The organism is Ruminococcus sp. FC2018 (assembly GCF_000621805.1).
Taxonomy (GTDB): Bacteria; Bacillota; Clostridia; order Oscillospirales; family Ruminococcaceae; genus Hominimerdicola.
Window position 1 is genome coordinate 22,802 of sequence record NZ_JHXH01000003.1, and the last position, 16,572, is coordinate 39,373.

At 48.7% G+C, this 16,572-nt stretch carries 13 protein-coding genes; 4 read left to right on the forward strand and 9 right to left on the reverse strand.

What is annotated here, in order from left to right:
• The 8 genes from T494_RS12080 to T494_RS0102600 all read right to left on the reverse strand — a co-directional run bounded on the left by T494_RS12080 (position 1) and on the right by T494_RS0102600 (position 9,878).
• On the reverse strand, positions 1–723 hold the full coding sequence (locus tag T494_RS12080) for an ATP-binding protein (RefSeq protein ID WP_051539945.1): 723 nt from the start codon (positions 721–723) through the stop codon (positions 1–3).
• A complete protein-coding gene (locus T494_RS0102565; RefSeq protein WP_028504936.1) occupies positions 720–3,434 on the reverse strand; it encodes an FtsX-like permease family protein in 2,715 nt (904 codons plus the stop codon). Before T494_RS0102565 ends, T494_RS12080 begins: the two co-directional genes overlap by 4 nt.
• Before the next feature lies 1 nt (position 3,435).
• On the reverse strand, positions 3,436–4,137 hold the full coding sequence (locus T494_RS0102570) for an ABC transporter ATP-binding protein (RefSeq protein ID WP_028504937.1): 702 nt from the start codon (positions 4,135–4,137) through the stop codon (positions 3,436–3,438).
• 164 nt (positions 4,138–4,301) lie between these two features.
• Positions 4,302–4,919 (reverse strand): TetR/AcrR family transcriptional regulator, encoded by a 618-nt coding sequence (locus T494_RS0102575; protein WP_028504938.1) that lies wholly within the window; start codon positions 4,917–4,919, stop codon positions 4,302–4,304.
• A gap of 299 nt (positions 4,920–5,218) precedes the next feature.
• The gene (locus tag T494_RS0102585; protein WP_028504939.1) at positions 5,219–7,516 is read right to left on the reverse strand and encodes an ABC transporter permease; all 2,298 of its coding nucleotides are present in this window, start codon (positions 7,514–7,516) and stop codon (positions 5,219–5,221) included.
• Positions 7,517–7,534: 18 nt separating this feature from the next.
• Positions 7,535–8,242 (reverse strand): ABC transporter ATP-binding protein, encoded by a 708-nt coding sequence (locus tag T494_RS0102590; RefSeq protein WP_028504940.1) that lies wholly within the window; start codon positions 8,240–8,242, stop codon positions 7,535–7,537.
• A 12-nt stretch (positions 8,243–8,254) separates the two neighbouring features.
• Positions 8,255–9,274, reverse strand: a complete 1,020-nt coding sequence (locus T494_RS12085) for an alpha/beta hydrolase (protein WP_051539948.1) — start codon at positions 9,272–9,274, stop codon at positions 8,255–8,257.
• Positions 9,267–9,878, reverse strand: a complete 612-nt coding sequence (locus T494_RS0102600; protein ID WP_028504941.1) for a class I SAM-dependent methyltransferase — start codon at positions 9,876–9,878, stop codon at positions 9,267–9,269. Before T494_RS0102600 ends, T494_RS12085 begins: the two co-directional genes overlap by 8 nt.
• A 249-nt stretch (positions 9,879–10,127) precedes the next feature.
• Between T494_RS0102600 and T494_RS0102605 the strand changes: the two genes are divergently transcribed.
• From T494_RS0102605 to T494_RS0102615, 3 genes are read left to right on the forward strand one after another with little or no spacing between them, the layout of a single operon-like run.
• Positions 10,128–10,754 (forward strand): TetR/AcrR family transcriptional regulator, encoded by a 627-nt coding sequence (locus tag T494_RS0102605; RefSeq protein WP_028504942.1) that lies wholly within the window; start codon positions 10,128–10,130, stop codon positions 10,752–10,754.
• A 2-nt stretch (positions 10,755–10,756) separates the two neighbouring features.
• Positions 10,757–12,499 carry an ABC transporter ATP-binding protein gene (locus tag T494_RS0102610; protein ID WP_028504943.1) on the forward strand — a complete coding sequence of 581 codons (1,743 nt, stop codon included), beginning with the start codon at positions 10,757–10,759 and terminating at the stop codon, positions 12,497–12,499.
• Positions 12,496–14,232: an ABC transporter ATP-binding protein gene (locus T494_RS0102615; protein WP_028504944.1), complete on the forward strand. Its 1,737-nt coding sequence runs from the start codon at positions 12,496–12,498 to the stop codon at positions 14,230–14,232. Before T494_RS0102610 ends, T494_RS0102615 begins: the two co-directional genes overlap by 4 nt.
• Before the next feature lie 75 nt (positions 14,233–14,307).
• On the opposite strand, the gene T494_RS0102620 is transcribed toward T494_RS0102615, so the two are convergent.
• Positions 14,308–14,922 carry an L-2-amino-thiazoline-4-carboxylic acid hydrolase gene (locus T494_RS0102620; RefSeq protein ID WP_028504945.1) on the reverse strand — a complete coding sequence of 205 codons (615 nt, stop codon included), beginning with the start codon at positions 14,920–14,922 and terminating at the stop codon, positions 14,308–14,310.
• Between the two features lie 302 nt (positions 14,923–15,224).
• On the opposite strand from T494_RS0102620, the gene eno reads away from it, so the two are divergent.
• Positions 15,225–16,526, forward strand: a complete 1,302-nt coding sequence (gene eno / locus T494_RS0102625) for a phosphopyruvate hydratase (RefSeq protein WP_028504946.1) — start codon at positions 15,225–15,227, stop codon at positions 16,524–16,526.
• Positions 16,527–16,572: the final 46 nt, after the last annotated feature.

Sequence of the window (16,572 nt, forward strand, 5' to 3'; positions counted from 1 at the left end):
TCATGAATAATACTTCTGATTTCCACTGTTCCGCTTATCAGGTAAAGTCATTTTGAGAGTGCCGTTGTTAAGCAAAGGTCTCAAATACTTTATTCTGAAATTAGTCCTTCCGCTCAATCCGCAATACTCTTGTATTTCCTTTCTTGTGCGAGGTGTCTTACAATACGCTACCAAAGCAGCTAATGTTACACTTCCGATAACTTGGTCTGTAACTTGGTCTGTATCTTGGTCCGTGACTTGAACTGTTTTATGTCCATAGTTCAGATTTGGAAAAGTAACCACAAACTGCACTCTGTCAGAATAGAACTGCGGCTCTTTATCAGGTGTAAAATTAGGAGAGGAAAAACTGCTCATTCTTATCTTCTTGATGCCACTGCCTTCACGCTCCATATAACCAAGCCTTGCAAAAATATCAGCAAGGACAGGATTTCTTCTTGTTGACGGAATCTGCTCTATGTTTCTGTCCTGTATCATAGTTCCGTCCGGCATTCCGCCGGGAGAATAGATTTCCATCCGATCATCAAAAATGACAACATGGACTTCGCTTCCGTTAACAAGATAATCCCGGTGGATAAGTGCATTTACAAGCGCCTCAAAGTATCCTCTTTCCTGATACTCGGGGAATTTCTCTCTTGAATTCGGAGTTTTTCTCCACATCAGCTTTGTGTTGCGCTTTATAAAGGCATCCACACTATCACCCTTTCGCAAAAAAATCAGTATCATTCTCTGTTTTTCAGCACCTCGGCAGGTGTTATCTTTGATATCTTTCTGACGAGCAGTCTGTTTATCACGAGGTAAACGAGCATCATCACGCAGTAAAGCAGGACATATGCATACCACTGATAAGATGTATCCATACAGCAGGCGACATTTGCGACGAACGACGGATAGACAAGATCAATGATGAACTTAGCCGCCGGTATCGCTGCAAGTCCGCCGACAGCGACAACGATAAGGTTGCCGTTGAGGTAGAGACTGCGTATCTCTTTCGGACGGTAGCCGAATATCTTGATAAGCGAGATGCCGAAGCTTGAGCGGTCAATCATAACGCTCATCATAAGATACATCACCACGCAGAAAATTACCGAGCCTGCGGCGAGCAGCATTACGATGAACGAGGTCATCTGGTCTATGAATACGCCTGCGCTCTTTTTAATCTCGTCCTTTGTCGTGACGCTGTAAAGCCTTCCCTGCTCGATGTCGAGCTGTTTATCCGAGTACACGGCATTGAAATGGTCCTTGTCCTTTCCGAACAGTTCGCACATGCTCTGCCTGTCCATAAAGACAGTAAAGCCGGGTGAATATTTGGCGATGCCGGTGACGGTGAATGTATGGTCTATGTCGTTTGCAGGGTCGGTGAATGTCACCTTGTCGCCCTCTTTGTAACCGAAGCGCTCTGCAAGAGAGTCATTGATGACAGCCTTATTGCTGCCCTTTTCGGTCTTTGCATCAAAGTATCTGCTTTCGCCGTCGATACCAATGACGCTGACCTCGAGAGTATAGCCGCCGACCTCTGTGTTGAGTCCCTCGACATAAGCCGCCTCGCCGCCCTCGGGCGCTTTCTTTTCGGGGTATTTGTAAAGGTACATATACTCATACTTGGTGTCGGCAGTATTCCTGTCTCGAACATCGGTACAAAGCGAATATGTGTTGAAACCGAGCACGATGACGAGCATAGATATCATCATTCCGAGCACGACTGCAACCGAGCAGCGAAGCTCCCTGACCATATGCCTGATACGAAAAACTCTTTCAAAGTTGTTCGACTTTATTCTGAACTGCTTGTAACCCTCTGCACGCTGTTCACTGCGGATAAGCGAGAGCGCCGTTCTGCCCAGGCGCTTGTTTATCACGAGCGTGTTGACCAGCGCACTTATCACGGGCGGCATGAGCAGACCGTAGATGAGAAGATACGGCGGGAACACATAATCGACATCAGGCAGTGAGAAATATGTATAGCTCTTTTGCATCTGCGAGCCGATGCCGAACGGTGTAAAGCCGAGCGATGTGCCGAGCAGTGCACCGATGAATGCGACAACTGTCGGCATCGTGATATAGTGGCGCAGAAGGTCTTTTTTCTTTACGCCGAGTGCATACAGCGAACCGATAACGCTCGATTCCTGTTCTATCTGGTGAACGACGAACACCGAGATAACATACGCAAAAAGTATCAGCACTATGACACCTGCAACAAGACCGCCGACCTTGTTCATTATGACGTCGCCAGCCGCAGCGGCTATCCTTGCGTTGTCGCCTGCCTTGATAAAGCTTGTCAGATTGTCGATATCGAGCACGAACTCTTTTTTCACAAGCTCGTCGGTGAAATCTTTCATCTTGTCAACGCCGCTGTAAAGCTCGCCCGAGCCTCTGGCAGCCTCTCCCACGCCGTTTGTGTAATCATCTATGCCCTTTTTGAAAGCCGCAATGCTGTCAAGGCTTGCTTTCAGCGATGCAGCCTGACCTGTTGTGTCTGCCTTTGCGGCGGCAGCGAGAACGTCTGCATAATTCTGCTCTGTCAGCGTCTGCTTTATTCCGAACGCTGCCGCTGCCTTGTTTGCCTGCGCAAGATATGAATCGAACAGCTTTTGTGCGGATGATATAAGGTCACTGCTGCTTTTGTCGAGCTTCCCGAGACCGCTTGATAGCTCCTTTGAGCCTGAATGTATTCCCGAAACGCCGTCCTCAATCTCTTTTTTCGCATCGAGGAACTCAGCTATCGACTCCTTGAAATACTTGTCCTCGACTTTTTCATAGTCAAATTCAAGCTCTTTTATCCTGCTTTTCATATCGTCGTCGGTGACATTCTTTCCAAGACGGTAGGAGTAAGTGTACTCCTGTGCTTTCTGCGAAGATGCAGAAACTATCTTATCATATTCATCAGATGTGACGAAGAGCAGACCGAACACCTCCGACTGAACGCCCGTATCCGAAAGCTTGCGAAGCGGTGCATCGTAGTCGGGAACTGTTCCGAGACCGACTATCTCAAACTCCACGCCGCCTGCGGTCAGCTTATCTCCGACATCGTATCCGTTGACCTCTGCAAAGCGGCGCTCAACAACCGCCTCGCCCTTGCTCTGTGCGTTTCTGCCCTTGGTGAGCTGTATAAGGTCTGTCTTTTCCCTGTTTTTGAAAAGCCGCAGCACCTTGCCGTCGTCTGTTGGCATATCGGTGCTGAACTGCTGCTCAATCACGCAGTCTCCTTCCGAGAGCTTTTCAAGCTCGCTGTCCGTCAGCGGCACAAAGACGGTGAACTGTCCGTCCTGCACAAAGCTGTCTTTGCCTTTTTCATCTGTTCCCTGTATTATCGCATCTGCCGAGCCGACCATGCTGACAACGAGAAAGACACCCATAACGATGAGCAACACAAGTGCAAGGTATCTTCCGAGGTTGCTTCTGAGGTCACGCAGCAGCCTTTTTCTCAGTACTCTGTTCATTTTACAAGTCCTCCAGCTGTGCTGCGGGAACTCTCGTCTCGTTCTCGTAGTCTTTTATAACAAGCCCGTCTTTAAGGAAAATGACCTTGTGCACCATATTCTTTATTGAGTTGTTGTGAGTAACTATCAGCATCGTTGTACCGTACTTTGCGTTTATCTTTTCAAGCAGCACGAGGATATCCCGTGATGTTTTTGAATCGAGCGCACCCGTCGGCTCGTCGCAAAGCAGCAGCTTGGGATTTTTGATGAGTGCTCTTGCGATAGCACATCTCTGCTGCTGACCTCCCGAAAGCTGTGACGGGAACTTGTTCTGGTGCTCGGTCAGCCCGAGCGTTTCGAGCAGCTCATCCATATCAAGCGGGTCATCTGTCAGATACTCGCAGACACGGATATTCTCCCTGACCGTCAGGTTCGGCACAAGATTGTAGAACTGAAAAATGAAGCCGAGATTGTCACGTCTGTAATCGGAAAGCTGTGCAGGCTTCAGACCGAATATCTCCTGTCCGTCAACTGTCACCGAACCCGAATCCATTTCATCAAGTCCGCCGATGCAGTTGAGCAGAGTCGATTTGCCCGAGCCGCTCGTGCCCTGTATAACGCACATCTGCCCTTTCTTCACAGATGTGTTCACACCCTTTAATACCTGAATGTAGCTCTGATCCTTACCGTAGCTTTTCTTTAAGTTCTTTACCTCAAGATACATTGCTGTTTCCTCCCTTGTCTGTGTTAGTTTCAACTAACCTATGGTCATATCAAGAGCAGAAGATCCTGCTCTGAAACCGTTTTGTTTCATTTGGGGCTTTCCGGTCGCCCCAAGTGTCCGACAGGACGGTTAGCCCCATTCGGACATATGCTCTGATAAAAAAGTTATTTGTCGTCTTCAAGCACAAATTCAAGCCACGACTTGACCAGCATGTCAAGCACGGGCTTTATCTTTTCCTCCGCCTTGTCTCTGTCCTTTTCGTGCGTCAGCAGGTGAATGAACGCATCGACTTGTACATGGCTCAGCCAGTGCAGCATATACCTGTTGACACGCTTGCCGGGCACTGCATCTGCAAACTTCTGCGCCGACTTCAGATAGCCTGCGTCGAGCATCTCTATTATTCTGTCGGGCAGATCCTCAAACTGCGATCCCTGCGACTTTTCGAGCAGTATCATCATCTCATCGTAGTGGCTGTAAAGCAGGTCGACCATCTGCTTTGCAAACTCGTCGTGTTCGCCTGCAACGAACGTATATGCCGAGATATCAAGGTTTGCTTCCTCAGCAAAATGCGTCTGCATCAGCTGGGTAAACTCGTCCAGTGCGCCCGCCACGACTGCTTGAAACAGTCCATTTTTGTCCTTGAAAAGAAAGTACACCGCACCTGTCGTCAGCCCTGCCTGCGTGCAGATACTGCGCAGCGACGCTTTCTCGTAGCCTTTTTCAAGGAACTCTTTTTTTGCACATTCTATGAGCTTTTCACGGCTCTCGTTATTTATTGGCATCTTTTTGTCCTCCACATAACAGCGTTACGTAACAATGTTATGTTACAACATTTCTTCCTGTTTGTCAAGACCTTTTCAGAAAAAAATCTGATTTTTTTTGAAAAACGGCAAAAATAAATACCCGCACGGGATCTGATTCCATGCGGGTATCTTCAAGAAAGGGAAGAACAAGATGTAAGCGTTATTTATGTTTTTTGCCTGTGATAAAAAGCATCATCAGACAAACTGCAAGTGCATATGCCCAGAATTTATGCTGTTTCATTAGTACCGCTCCTTTCACTGTTTCATCAAGGCAATGATCATTCCATGCCTTTGAGTACGCCGACCATATCTATCCGCTTGATGCGCTTTGAGAACATAAAGCCGACAAGCACTGACACGCCCATAACAAACGCTGCTGCGAGCAGATATGTGTACCAGTGTATCCTGCACGGCCAGTCGATCGCATCGCCGTTTGAATCCATCATTGCCTGCAATGCCACGCTGCCCAGCGGAGTGCCGAGGATAACGCCGATGACAGACAGCCACAGGTTCTGCGCAGAGATGAGCCTGCGTATCGCACGGCTCTGGAAACCAAGGACTTTAAGCGTTGCGAATTCCTTTTCACGCTCGTTGAACGACAGGTTGCCCGAGTTATAAAGCACAACGATTATCAGCAGCAATGAAAAGAAGATCATAAAGTACACCAGAAGATCCATGACCTCCATGCTCTTGTCAAAGGCTTTTTTCAGATCGCTCATGCTGTGAACGGCGGTTATGTAGTCTCTGCCCTTTGCGCCCGAACAGTCGTCCTTTGAAACGAGCATTGACGGTCTGAATTCAAAGCCCTCTTTTTCGTAATCCTCACGAAGCATGGATATTCCCGTAACCGACGGGTGGCGGGAGATGAGACCTATCTCGCTCTCTATCCACTTGTCGCCCGTTGCGGTCTTCCAATAGACCTTGTCGCCGACTTTCAGTTTCAGCTTATCAGCCTGTTTCATTGTCAGAGCGACCTTACCCTTTTCAAGTGAGCCGATATTGAGGTCTCTGTCTGAGACTCTGAAAAGCTGCTTGCCCTCGGTGACCGCCAGCTTGCAGCTTATGATGTCATCAGAAACAGGGTGGGATTCGGCAGCAACAGATATCATATCCATTGCGACAAGTTCGCCGCCGAATTCTATCTGCAGCTGCTGTGCCTGTTCGAGTGTGCAATCATCTTTCAAAAGCACCTGCGTGTTGTAGTTCTGTATATCCTCAAAGTACCATTGGCGCACATATCCGACCGTGTCATACGCACCCAGACCGAGCGTCATAACGAGCATTCCCATCATCGTTCCGAATATGCCCATGACCGCACGCATCTTTGAACGGGAAACATCACGCAGATTGTAGCGTGCGTTGAAGCCGAGCTTTTTCCAGAAAGGCAGCTTTTCAAATACGCAGCTCTTTGCGGTCTTTGTAGCGGCAGGACGAAGTGCCTCCGAAGGATGTATCTTAAGTATCCTGCGGCAGCTCAGATATGCGGTAAGCGTGCAGACAAGGACTATCACCAATGACAGCACTATGCTCTTCATATCATAGCCTGCGCTCCAGTTCGGAACGGAGTAATACTCGCCGCCGAACATATCGACCATAAGCTTTCCGAGCGTGAAAATGCCGAGCAGTATGCCTGCTATACAGCCAAGCACCGATGACACGATACTGAAACTCAGATAGTGAGCCATTATCTTTCGGTTTTTCATTCCCAGTGCATTGAGCGTGCCTATCTGCGTTCTCTGGCAAGCGACCATTCTTTTCATCGTCGTTGTGATGACAAGCAGTGCTATTGCAACGAACACGCCCGAGAAGATATACGAAAAGCTGTCATGCTGGTCAAGCTCATCGGTGAGACGGTTGTATCCGTCGATGCTCTTTCTGTCGCCGATAAAAGCATAGTTGCCGTCAAGCGCATCGGATATCTGACTTTCCAGCTTGAGCGGGTCGCCCTCGCAGGTGAAAACTATCTGGTTGAAACTTTGCTTGTCCTGCGGCAGCACGCCGAGTGAAAAATACGCAAAGCCGATATTGTGAAAATCGGTGTCCGCATCGGTCGAGGCACAGGCAAACTCGTATTCGGGAGTTATGACGAGTCCTTTTATTTCTTTTTCTATATCCTGTCCCGAAACATGAACGCTGAATTTGTCTCCGACTTTCAATCCCCATTTATCTGCAAAGCGGTAAAACAGCCACACGCCGCTTTCGTCACTCGGGTCATAGTCCTCGCCTTTCATCGTGTACGGTCTGGTAACGACGCTGTCGCTTTGGAAATAGCAGTATATCTCCGCAGAATTATGATCCTCGTCAGCCTTGCCGAGTGTCTGTGATCGCAGCTGAACATCGTTTACCTTATCAAGCTTTCTGACATTATCAGCTTGCTGCTGCGTCATATCGGCACCGTATATCCAACCGTCAGAAAAGTTAGTGCTTGAATTGAAATCCTTTCTCGCTTTCGTTCCGCCGATGACATTTGACTGAAAGCCTGTGTAACACCACATGGCAACGAGCGACAGCACAAAGATAGAAAAGAACTGTGCAAAGTTGCCCTTGATGTCACGAAGCATCTTTCGCTTTAACATAACAAGACCTCCCCGTGCTTACCACTCTATGTCCTTGACGGACATCGGGGAGTCGTTAGTTTTTATCGACTTTATCTTGCCGTTTCGCATATGTATCACTCTGTTTGCACACTTTGCAATATCGGCGTTGTGTGTAACAAGTATGACCGTGTGACCGTCCTGAGTTGAGAGTTTTTGCAGCATCTCAAGCACGATAAGACCTGTTTCCGAATCGAGTGCGCCCGTCGGCTCATCACCGAGAATTATCTTAGGATCTTTTGCGAGTGCTCTGGCTATCGAAACTCTCTGCTGCTGACCGCCCGACATCTGTGACGGGAACTTGTTTTTCTGGTCTGACAATCCGACCTTGTCAAGCATCTCGCCTGCATCGAGTGCATTCTTTTTGATATCCTTTACGAGTGCAACATTCTCATACGCAGTAAGTCCTGCGATAAGGTTGTAAAACTGAAAGATAAAGCCTATCGTATCGGCACGGTAGCTTGAAAGCTGCTTGTCGCTGAAGCCCGATATCTCCTGTCCGTCAACGATGACCTTGCCTTCTGTCGGCTGATCCATTCCGCCGAGCATATTCAGCACCGTCGATTTTCCTGCACCCGAGCGGCCGAGTATCACCACAAACTCGCCCTGCTCTATCGTAAAGCTGACATGATCGACTGCGACCTGCATACCATCGCCCTTGCCGTATGTTTTTACGACATCCTTGAATTCAACTGCTGTCTGTCCCATTTTGCTCTCCTCCTATGATCCTGTTTGATTATTTTTTCTTCTGCTTTTCTCGTCCTCGATAAGTCCGATATAGTAGCATCTTATCAGATTCATTATCTCCTCAAATGCCGGTTTGCACCCGGGTATGAAATACTGAAGTGCATAGCAGTGATGCATATCCTTTCCGACATGGATAACACACTCTGCACCTGCTTTTCTGAAGCTGTCTGCATAGCTCGGTGCAAAAGCGTAAAGCGCCTCTGCACTGCCGTAGTAAAAATGAGTCATTGGTGCATTCCTGAAATCGCCGTGTGCTGTCGCAAGATACTTTTCGGGGATGTCCCTGCCGTGCTGCATTATCTCTCGGGCGATATACATATAATCCTCGGGTATCATGATATCTGTTTTTGCAAGCCTGTGCAGAGCTTTTTTTTCCTCGTCCGTAACAGGTACGCTGCCGGGCGAAACAGGAATGAGCATTCCCGGCATTGGTATGTTTTCACCGCCGTCATTCAGTTCGTTTATATATGTTATAAGATCAAGTATAAGTGCCGCACCCGACGAGAAACCGAGGAAAACGATGTTCTGAGGCTCATAGCATTCAAGCATCAGCTTGTAGCACTCAAAAATCATCTGAACATTTTCGAGCATATCGTGCTCGTGACACATCGGATAGTAAGGAAACCATACATCTGTGCCGGTCTGCCTTGCTATCTTTGCACAAAGCCCGACGTCTTTGCTGTCCGAACCGAGTATCATTCCGCCGCCGAACACGAACAGTATCGCTCTTTTCTTTCTGCGATCCTTTGAGTTGACCTCAAGGCAGTGATACTGCCCGAATATCATGTGATCGGTATAGTTCGCCTTTTTATCTGTCGGCATTGCGAACTGTCTTTTCTCGTTCATCTTTGCCGCCTTTTCAAGCACTTCCTGTTTTGTGCCCGAAAGCGAGTCCTTTATCTTCGCCGCTTTGACTACAGCTTTTGTGAGCTTGTAAAGAACGCTCCATCTCGCATCGGGTGCAGCGACTACTCTGTCATTTGCATCAAACATTCTCAGCACTTCCTTTCCTGCCAATCACCAGAAACAGCGTGTCCTTTTCGCTTACCTTGGTGACTTCAAATCCTGCCTGCTGCATAAGCGCGCTTATCTGTTGTGCGGTGTAACGCTTCATGCAGGGCACTTTCTTTTCCCAGTCTATCTTCGGGTCGCCGTAATTGTTTATGACTGCAAAGCTGCCGCCCGCTCTGAGTGCTTTGAACACCTCGGCAAAACCCTTGGCGATGTCCTTCCAGAAAAACACCGTTTCAAACGCAGTGACACAGCTTATGCTGTCCGGCTTGAACGGCAGCTTTTCGGCACTGCCCTGCATTATCTTCACTCGCTTGCCAAGCTCGTCCTTGTTGACTTTTTTCGCTTTTCTCACGCTCTCGTCAGAGATGTCCAGACCGATAAGTTTAGCGCCGTCTGTCATTTTCAGCATACGCCTGATGTTGTATCCTCCGCCGCAGCCGATGTCGGCGATGTATCCCTCACTCGGCAGCCGGATCTGCTCAAATGCCCATTTAGCCATAGGCAGATGTTCCCTGTCCATGCTGACCAGCATCATTCGTCCGAGCAAGCCCTTGGGGTTTCCAAAATTGTCCGTAAAGCTCATATCAATACCTCCGCAATAGCAATTAGTCATAACTAACCATTGTGATTTTATCACTTTATAAAGGCTTTGTCAATGCGGTTAATGCGAATTGGTTAGTTTTCACTAACCTATTGTGAATAATTGCTTTTGCGTTGTTGAAAGTTACAAAAGCTGTGCGTGTTTTATGTGCAGTGCTTGACAAATCACTATCAGCAGGATATACTGATAATCGGATTATCAGTAACGCAGTTATCGAAAAGGAGGTATATTATGTCAACACCCGATAAAAGCATCGACCCGAAGCTTCTTGAATGTGCTAAGAAAGAGTTCCTGAAAAACGGCTTTCTTAATGCTTCACTCAAAAGCATATGCGATGCTGCCGGCATCACGACAGGTGCGGTGTACAAACGCTATAAAGGCAAGGAGGAGCTGTTCTGTGCAGTCGTCGAACCGACAATAAAACAGCTGACTGAGTTTATAGCTGCACGGTCGGATGCGGATTTTGCGTCGATGAGCGATGCACAGATCGCAAGGTCGTGGATGATGGACGAACCCGCAATGCTCGAGACCTTCAAGCTTATATGGAAACAGCGCCGGGGGTTCGTTCTTCTGCTCGATAAAAGCGCAGGCACTCGCTATGAGAATTTCCGGCACGATTTTGTTGAGATGATGAGCAAAACCTACGAGCTTATTTTCAGCGAGACCAGAAAGAGAGGTCTTGCACGGGCAGACCTTTCAGCAAAGGAACTTCATGTTCTGTGCTCGTCATTCTGGACATCGGTCTATGAGCCGTTCATTCACGCAATGACATGGGAAGAGATCGAAGTCCACTGCAGAGCGATATGCAGATTTTTTGACTGGCCAAAGGTCATCGGACTCACACGGAAAGGCGGATAAATATGTTCAAAAAAGTCAAGCCCTATATGGGCAGTTACACTAAGTACACATATCTTGCGGCGGCGTTTATGCTCACCGCCATAATCGCAAGTATGGTGCCTTACTATCTCGTTTACAGGATAATCAAACCGCTGACGGAAGGTGAAAGCGTCGGCGGAACATTCCTTGCGGCAAGCCTTGGAATCAGCGCCGTGTGCCTTGTGCTGCACGCTGTGCTTTATGTTCTCGGGCTGAAGTTTTCACACATCGCAGCTTACAACACACTTAAAAATCTCCGCTGCTCATTGCAGAGAAAAATGGAAAAGCAGCCGCTGGGAACGATACAGGAAAAAGGCAGCGGCAGGATCAAAAAGCTGTTCACCGACGATATTGAGCAGGTCGAGCTGCTGCTTGCACACGCTATCCCCGAGGGCATTGCAAATCTCGGAATAGCCGTTATTGCGATAATTTGTATGTTCTTTGTGGACTGGCGGCTTGCACTGCTGTCGCTCGGCTCTCTGCCGCTTGGTCTGTTTGCTATGGGAATGATGTTCAAGTCGGGAATGGCAAAGATGAACGACTACTACACAGCTGCGACAAAGATGAACAACACTATCATCGAGTATGTCAACGGTATGGAGGTCGTCAAGGTGTTCGGCCGTGACGGCGAGTCATACAAGCGTTATGAGACAGACATAAAATCATACCGTGATTTCACACTCGACTGGTACAGGATATGCTGGCCGTGGATGGCTCTTTACAGTGCCCTTATCCCTTGTGTTGCACTCGTGACCATTCCTGTCGGAACACTGCTGGTCATCAACGGTGTCTGCACGCTTGCAGACCTTGTTCTCGTTGTCTGCCTGTCACTTGCAGTAGGCATGCCGCTTCTGAAAGCGATGAACTTTGCAGGCAAATTCCCTCAGCTCAATTACAAAGTCGCCGAGATAGAAAAGGCAATGGAAGCTGAGCCTCTGAAAACGAAGGGCAACAAGTTCATTGGTAACGGCAGAGACATCTCGTTCAAAAATGTGTCTTTCGGATACAATGACGAAGAGGTCATACACAACATCTCGCTCGACCTAAAGCAAGGCACGATGACCGCACTTGTCGGCGAATCGGGCAGCGGAAAATCCACTCTCGCAAAACTGCTGGTACACTACTACGATATCGGCGGCGGCAGCATAACTATCGGCGGACAGGACATCACCGATATGAGCCTTGAAGCCCTCAACGAGCAGATATCCTATGTGTCGCAGGAGCAGTTCCTGTTCAACACGAGCCTTTACGAAAATATTTTGCTCGGCAACCCTGCGGCTTCTCGTGACCAGGTGTTAGTTGCAGCTAACCAAGCGCAGTGCGATGAATTCCTGCAAAGACTGCCCGACGGTATTGACACAATGGCAGGCGACGGTGGAAAGCAACTCTCGGGCGGCGAACGCCAGCGCATCTCGCTTGCAAGAGCACTGCTCAAAAATGCACCTATCATCGTGCTTGACGAGGCGACCGCATTCATCGACCCCGAGAACGAGGAAAAGATGAACGCCGCTATCGCTAACATCATCAAGGACAAGACGGTGCTTGTCATCGCACACCGCTTGCAGACTATCGTCAACGCTGACAAGATATGCGTGCTCCGTGACGGCGAACTTGTCGCTGCGGACAGGCACGAAAAACTTCTTGAAAGCTGTGAGGATTACAAAAAGCTGTGGGAGCTTTCGCAGGAACGCTCCGCATGGTCTATCGGAAATGAGGTGAAGGCATGATAGGACTTATACACCGTATGCTCGCAGCATCGGGCAATTACAAGGGCAGGATATACGGAGCTTTCGTTCTGGCATTTTTCAAGGACTTGCTGATGAAAGCACCGATAGTCGTTTCGTATTTTATCATCACTGCCTTTATCGACGGTGAGATAACAAAGACGGCCTGCATCTATGCGGCTGTCGCACTCGTGGTGAGCGTTGCTGTTCAGGCGATACTCCAGAACTGCTCGGACAGGCTTCAGTCTGCGGCAGGATATATGATATTTGCAGATATGCGAATGAAACTCGGAAATCATCTCAGGCGAATGCCTATGGGCTATTTCACCGAGGGCAACATCGGAAAGATAAGCTCCGTGCTTTCGACGGACATGGTATTTATCGAGGAAAACTGCATGTCAACTATTGCCGATATGATGAGCTATCTGTGCTCGCAGGCAATAATGGTGATATTCATGTTCATCTTCGATATACGCCTTGGCATCACCTCGCTGATAATTTCGCTCATTATGCTTTTCATCGGTGAGAAGATGAAGACGAGCACGCTCAAACATTCGGCAGAAAGGCAGAGTGCAAGCGAAAAGGTCACCGAGTCTGTCATTGATTTCACCGAGGGCATCGGTCTGATAAAAAGCTATAACATAGTCGGTGAAAAGTCCCGTGAGCTTACAAACAGCTTCGAGGAGAACTGCAAGGTGAACATAGGCTTTGAGCGTCAGCAGGAGCCTTGGCAGATCTCGATAAACCTCACCTATGCACTCGGCACGATCGCAGTGTTCGGGCTGTGTGCGCTGTTGTATCACTATGGTGTGATGCCTGTCAATTACTTTGTCGGCATACTGCTTTTCCTGTTCGACCTGTTCATTCCGATGAAGTCGTTTTACGGGCAGATTGCAAGACTCACCGTGATGAGTGCCTGCATGGACAGGATAGAGGAAGTTTTTGATGCTCCCGAGCTTGACGACACCGGAACGAGCACCGATGCAGACAGCTCTGCACCCGAGATAGAATACAGAAATGTCACTTTTGCATACGACAAGAAAGACGTTCTTCATGACATTTCATTCACCGCCGACAAAGGCGAGATGATAGCGCTCGTCGGTCCGTCCGGCGGAGGAAAATCGACTATCGCAAGTCTGCTTGCAAGGCTTTGGGATATACAGTCGGGCGAGATACGCCTGCGTGGAACGGATATCCGTGATATGCCGCTTTCTGCACTGCTCGATAACATCAGCATGGTCTTTCAGCGTGTGTATCTGTTTGCAGATACAGTGTATAACAACATCGCACTCGGCAGACCGACAGCGACCCGTGAGGAAGTCATCGAGGCTGCAAAAAAGGCACGCTGCTATGATTTCATAATGCAGCTGCCCGACGGTTTTGACACCGTTATCGGTGAGGGCGGCACATCGCTCTCGGGCGGTCAGGCGCAGAGAATTTCTATCGCACGGTGCATTCTCAAAGACTCCCCTATCGTTATCCTCGACGAAGCGACAGCGAGCGTTGACGCAGACAACGAAAGCTATATACAGGAAGCTATCTCCGAGCTTTGCAAGGGCAAAACGCTCATCGTCATCGCACACCGTCTCAACACTATAGAAAACGCCGACAAGATACTTGTCATTTCGGGCGGAAAGCTCGCCGAGCAGGGCACGCACAGCGAGCTGATGCAAAAGGGCGGTATCTACTGCGGCTTTGTGAAAAGGCGGCAGCAGGCTGCGATGTGGAAAATGTGAGAAACAAAATATCCGCAGGGTTTTGAAAGCTCTGCGGATATTCCGTTATGTTAGGGTAGGTTGGTGATAGCTGTTTTATCGGTGCATATAGAAATCACACTTTGCTCCGCCCGTGCCGAGCGTCTGCGTTCTCTCGAACGTGATGCCCTCAAGATCGCCGTAACAATAGATATCGTTGTCACAGAATGTGTGTGCTATCTCAACGCAGCCGAGCTTTTTCAGATAATCGTAATACGGGCATTTGAGTATGTCAAATCGCAGCATTTTCCTGTCTGCCGTGTGGAACTGCTGACGGAATCCCGCCTTTTCACCAAACGCTGTCTTTGCACCCGTTGCGAACATCTTCAGAAAGAAGCCTTTTCCCAGCGGCATCTTTACCATTCTCTGAAACTTCTTTGCGGACTTTTTTGCATACTCTGCCATGCCCTGCTCAAAAAGCGCTTTTGCTCTTTCGGGCACGACCGCTTTGAGTGCGAAATAGATAGCCGCAGAATTGAAGATCGCCTTTGTGTGCATCTGTTCGCTCTTTGGCACATCAGGGAATTTGTTGTGTATCTGTGCAAGCTCCTCTATTGCCCTTTTCCACACACGGCGTGTGGTCTTTTCGTCCGTCTGCGAAAGGATATGCTGTCTTATCACGCACGATGCCTTTGATTTGTTGAGTATTTTTGATGCCTCTGCTTCGTTCATTGTTATCCCTCTTTTTCATTGGGTTAGTCATATCTAACTAAAATTATAGCACACCCAGGGCAGAATGTCAACAGGTTTGATAAAAAGATTTTTATGCGCCCAAAAACGCTTGACAAACTGTTTTGTGTGTGCTAATATAAGTACGGTTAGTTATGCCTAACCGAGAATAGTTCATTAGCAGGCTCCTCTCAGATAACAGTAAAGAAGTGCGAACTTTGCTGCAAACGAGCCTGCTGCGTAAATAACGCAGCGAGATGCGTTAATAATAAAGACAGCCGCCATATCGGCAGAAGGAGTACACTATGGAATACACAATTATCGAAAAAGTAATAGGCAGAGAGATACTTGATTCAAGAGGAAACCCGACCGTTGAGGCAGAGGTTTTCCTTGCAGACGGAACAGTCGCAAGAGGCACAGCACCAAGCGGTGCATCAACAGGCGAATTTGAGGCGCTCGAACTTCGTGACGGCGACAAGAGCCGCTATCTCGGCAAGGGCGTTCTGCAGGCTGTGAGAAACATCAACGGAAAGATAAACGAGATACTCACAGGCATGGACGCAAGCGACATCTACGCTATAGACAGAGCTATGATTGCAGCTGACGGCACAAAGGACAAATCTAACCTCGGTGCAAATGCTATCCTCGCAGTTTCTATCGCCTGCGCAAGAGCAGCTGCCACCGCACAGGGTATCCCGCTTTACAAGTTCCTCGGCGGCATCCAGGGCACAAAGCTTCCCGTTCCGATGATGAACATTCTCAACGGCGGTGCTCACGCAGACAGCGCAGTTGACACACAGGAATTTATGATAATGCCTGTTGGCGCACCAAGCTTCAAAGAGGGTCTGCGCTGGTGTGCAGAGGTGTTCCACACGCTCAAAAAGCTCATCAAGGAAATGGGCGATGTTACCGCTGTTGGTGACGAAGGCGGATATGCACCGAACAACCTCAAGAGCGATGAAGAGGCTATCGAGAAGATACTCGAGGCTGTCAAAGCTGCAGGCTTTGAGCCTGGCAAAGACTTTATGATCGCTATGGACGCTGCATCTTCCGAGTGGAAGAGCGAAAAGGGCAAGGGCTTCTACAAGCAGCCAAAGAGCGGCAAGGAGTTCACCTCGGACGAACTTATCGCACACTGGGAGAGCCTTGTTGACAAGTACCCGATAATCTCTATCGAGGACGGTCTTGACGAAGAGGACTGGGAAGGCTGGCAGAGAATGACCGCAAAGATCGGTCACAAAGTTCAGCTTGTCGGTGACGACCTGTTCGTAACCAACACAGAGAGACTTGCAAAGGGCATTGCGCTTGGTGCTGCAAACTCTATCCTTATCAAGCTCAATCAGATAGGCTCTGTCTCGGAGACTCTCGAGGCTATCAAGATGGCTCACAAGGCAGGCTACACAGCTATCTCATCTCACCGTTCGGGAGAGACAGCAGATACTACTATCGCAGACCTTGCCGTTGCACTCAACACCTGCCAGATCAAAACAGGTGCTCCGTCAAGATCGGAGAGAGTTGCAAAGTACAACCAGCTGCTTCGCATCGAGGAGGAGCTTGGCGACTCTGCTTGCTATCCGCAGATGAGCGCTTTCAATGTTAAAAAGTAAGACTCCATTAATACAAAACGCCTGATGAAAAGCAGAGCTGCTGCAA

Bases quoted from the DNA above. Each gene is read 5' to 3' on its own strand.
- T494_RS12080 (WP_051539945.1), bottom strand. From the start codon at position 723: ATGATACTGATTTTTTTGCGAAAGGGTGATAGTGTGGATGCCTTTATA.
- T494_RS0102565 (WP_028504936.1), bottom strand. From the start codon at position 3,434: ATGAACAGAGTACTGAGAAAAAGGCTGCTGCGTGACCTCAGAAGCAAC.
- T494_RS0102570 (WP_028504937.1), bottom strand. From the start codon at position 4,137: ATGTATCTTGAGGTAAAGAACTTAAAGAAAAGCTACGGTAAGGATCAG.
- T494_RS0102575 (WP_028504938.1), bottom strand. From the start codon at position 4,919: ATGCCAATAAATAACGAGAGCCGTGAAAAGCTCATAGAATGTGCAAAA.
- T494_RS0102585 (WP_028504939.1), bottom strand. From the start codon at position 7,516: ATGTTAAAGCGAAAGATGCTTCGTGACATCAAGGGCAACTTTGCACAG.
- T494_RS0102590 (WP_028504940.1), bottom strand. From the start codon at position 8,242: ATGGGACAGACAGCAGTTGAATTCAAGGATGTCGTAAAAACATACGGC.
- T494_RS12085 (WP_051539948.1), bottom strand. From the start codon at position 9,274: ATGTTTGATGCAAATGACAGAGTAGTCGCTGCACCCGATGCGAGATGG.
- T494_RS0102600 (WP_028504941.1), bottom strand. From the start codon at position 9,878: ATGAGCTTTACGGACAATTTTGGAAACCCCAAGGGCTTGCTCGGACGA.
- T494_RS0102605 (WP_028504942.1), top strand. From the start codon at position 10,128: ATGTCAACACCCGATAAAAGCATCGACCCGAAGCTTCTTGAATGTGCT.
- T494_RS0102610 (WP_028504943.1), top strand. From the start codon at position 10,757: ATGTTCAAAAAAGTCAAGCCCTATATGGGCAGTTACACTAAGTACACA.
- T494_RS0102615 (WP_028504944.1), top strand. From the start codon at position 12,496: ATGATAGGACTTATACACCGTATGCTCGCAGCATCGGGCAATTACAAG.
- T494_RS0102620 (WP_028504945.1), bottom strand. From the start codon at position 14,922: ATGAACGAAGCAGAGGCATCAAAAATACTCAACAAATCAAAGGCATCG.
- eno (WP_028504946.1), top strand. From the start codon at position 15,225: ATGGAATACACAATTATCGAAAAAGTAATAGGCAGAGAGATACTTGAT.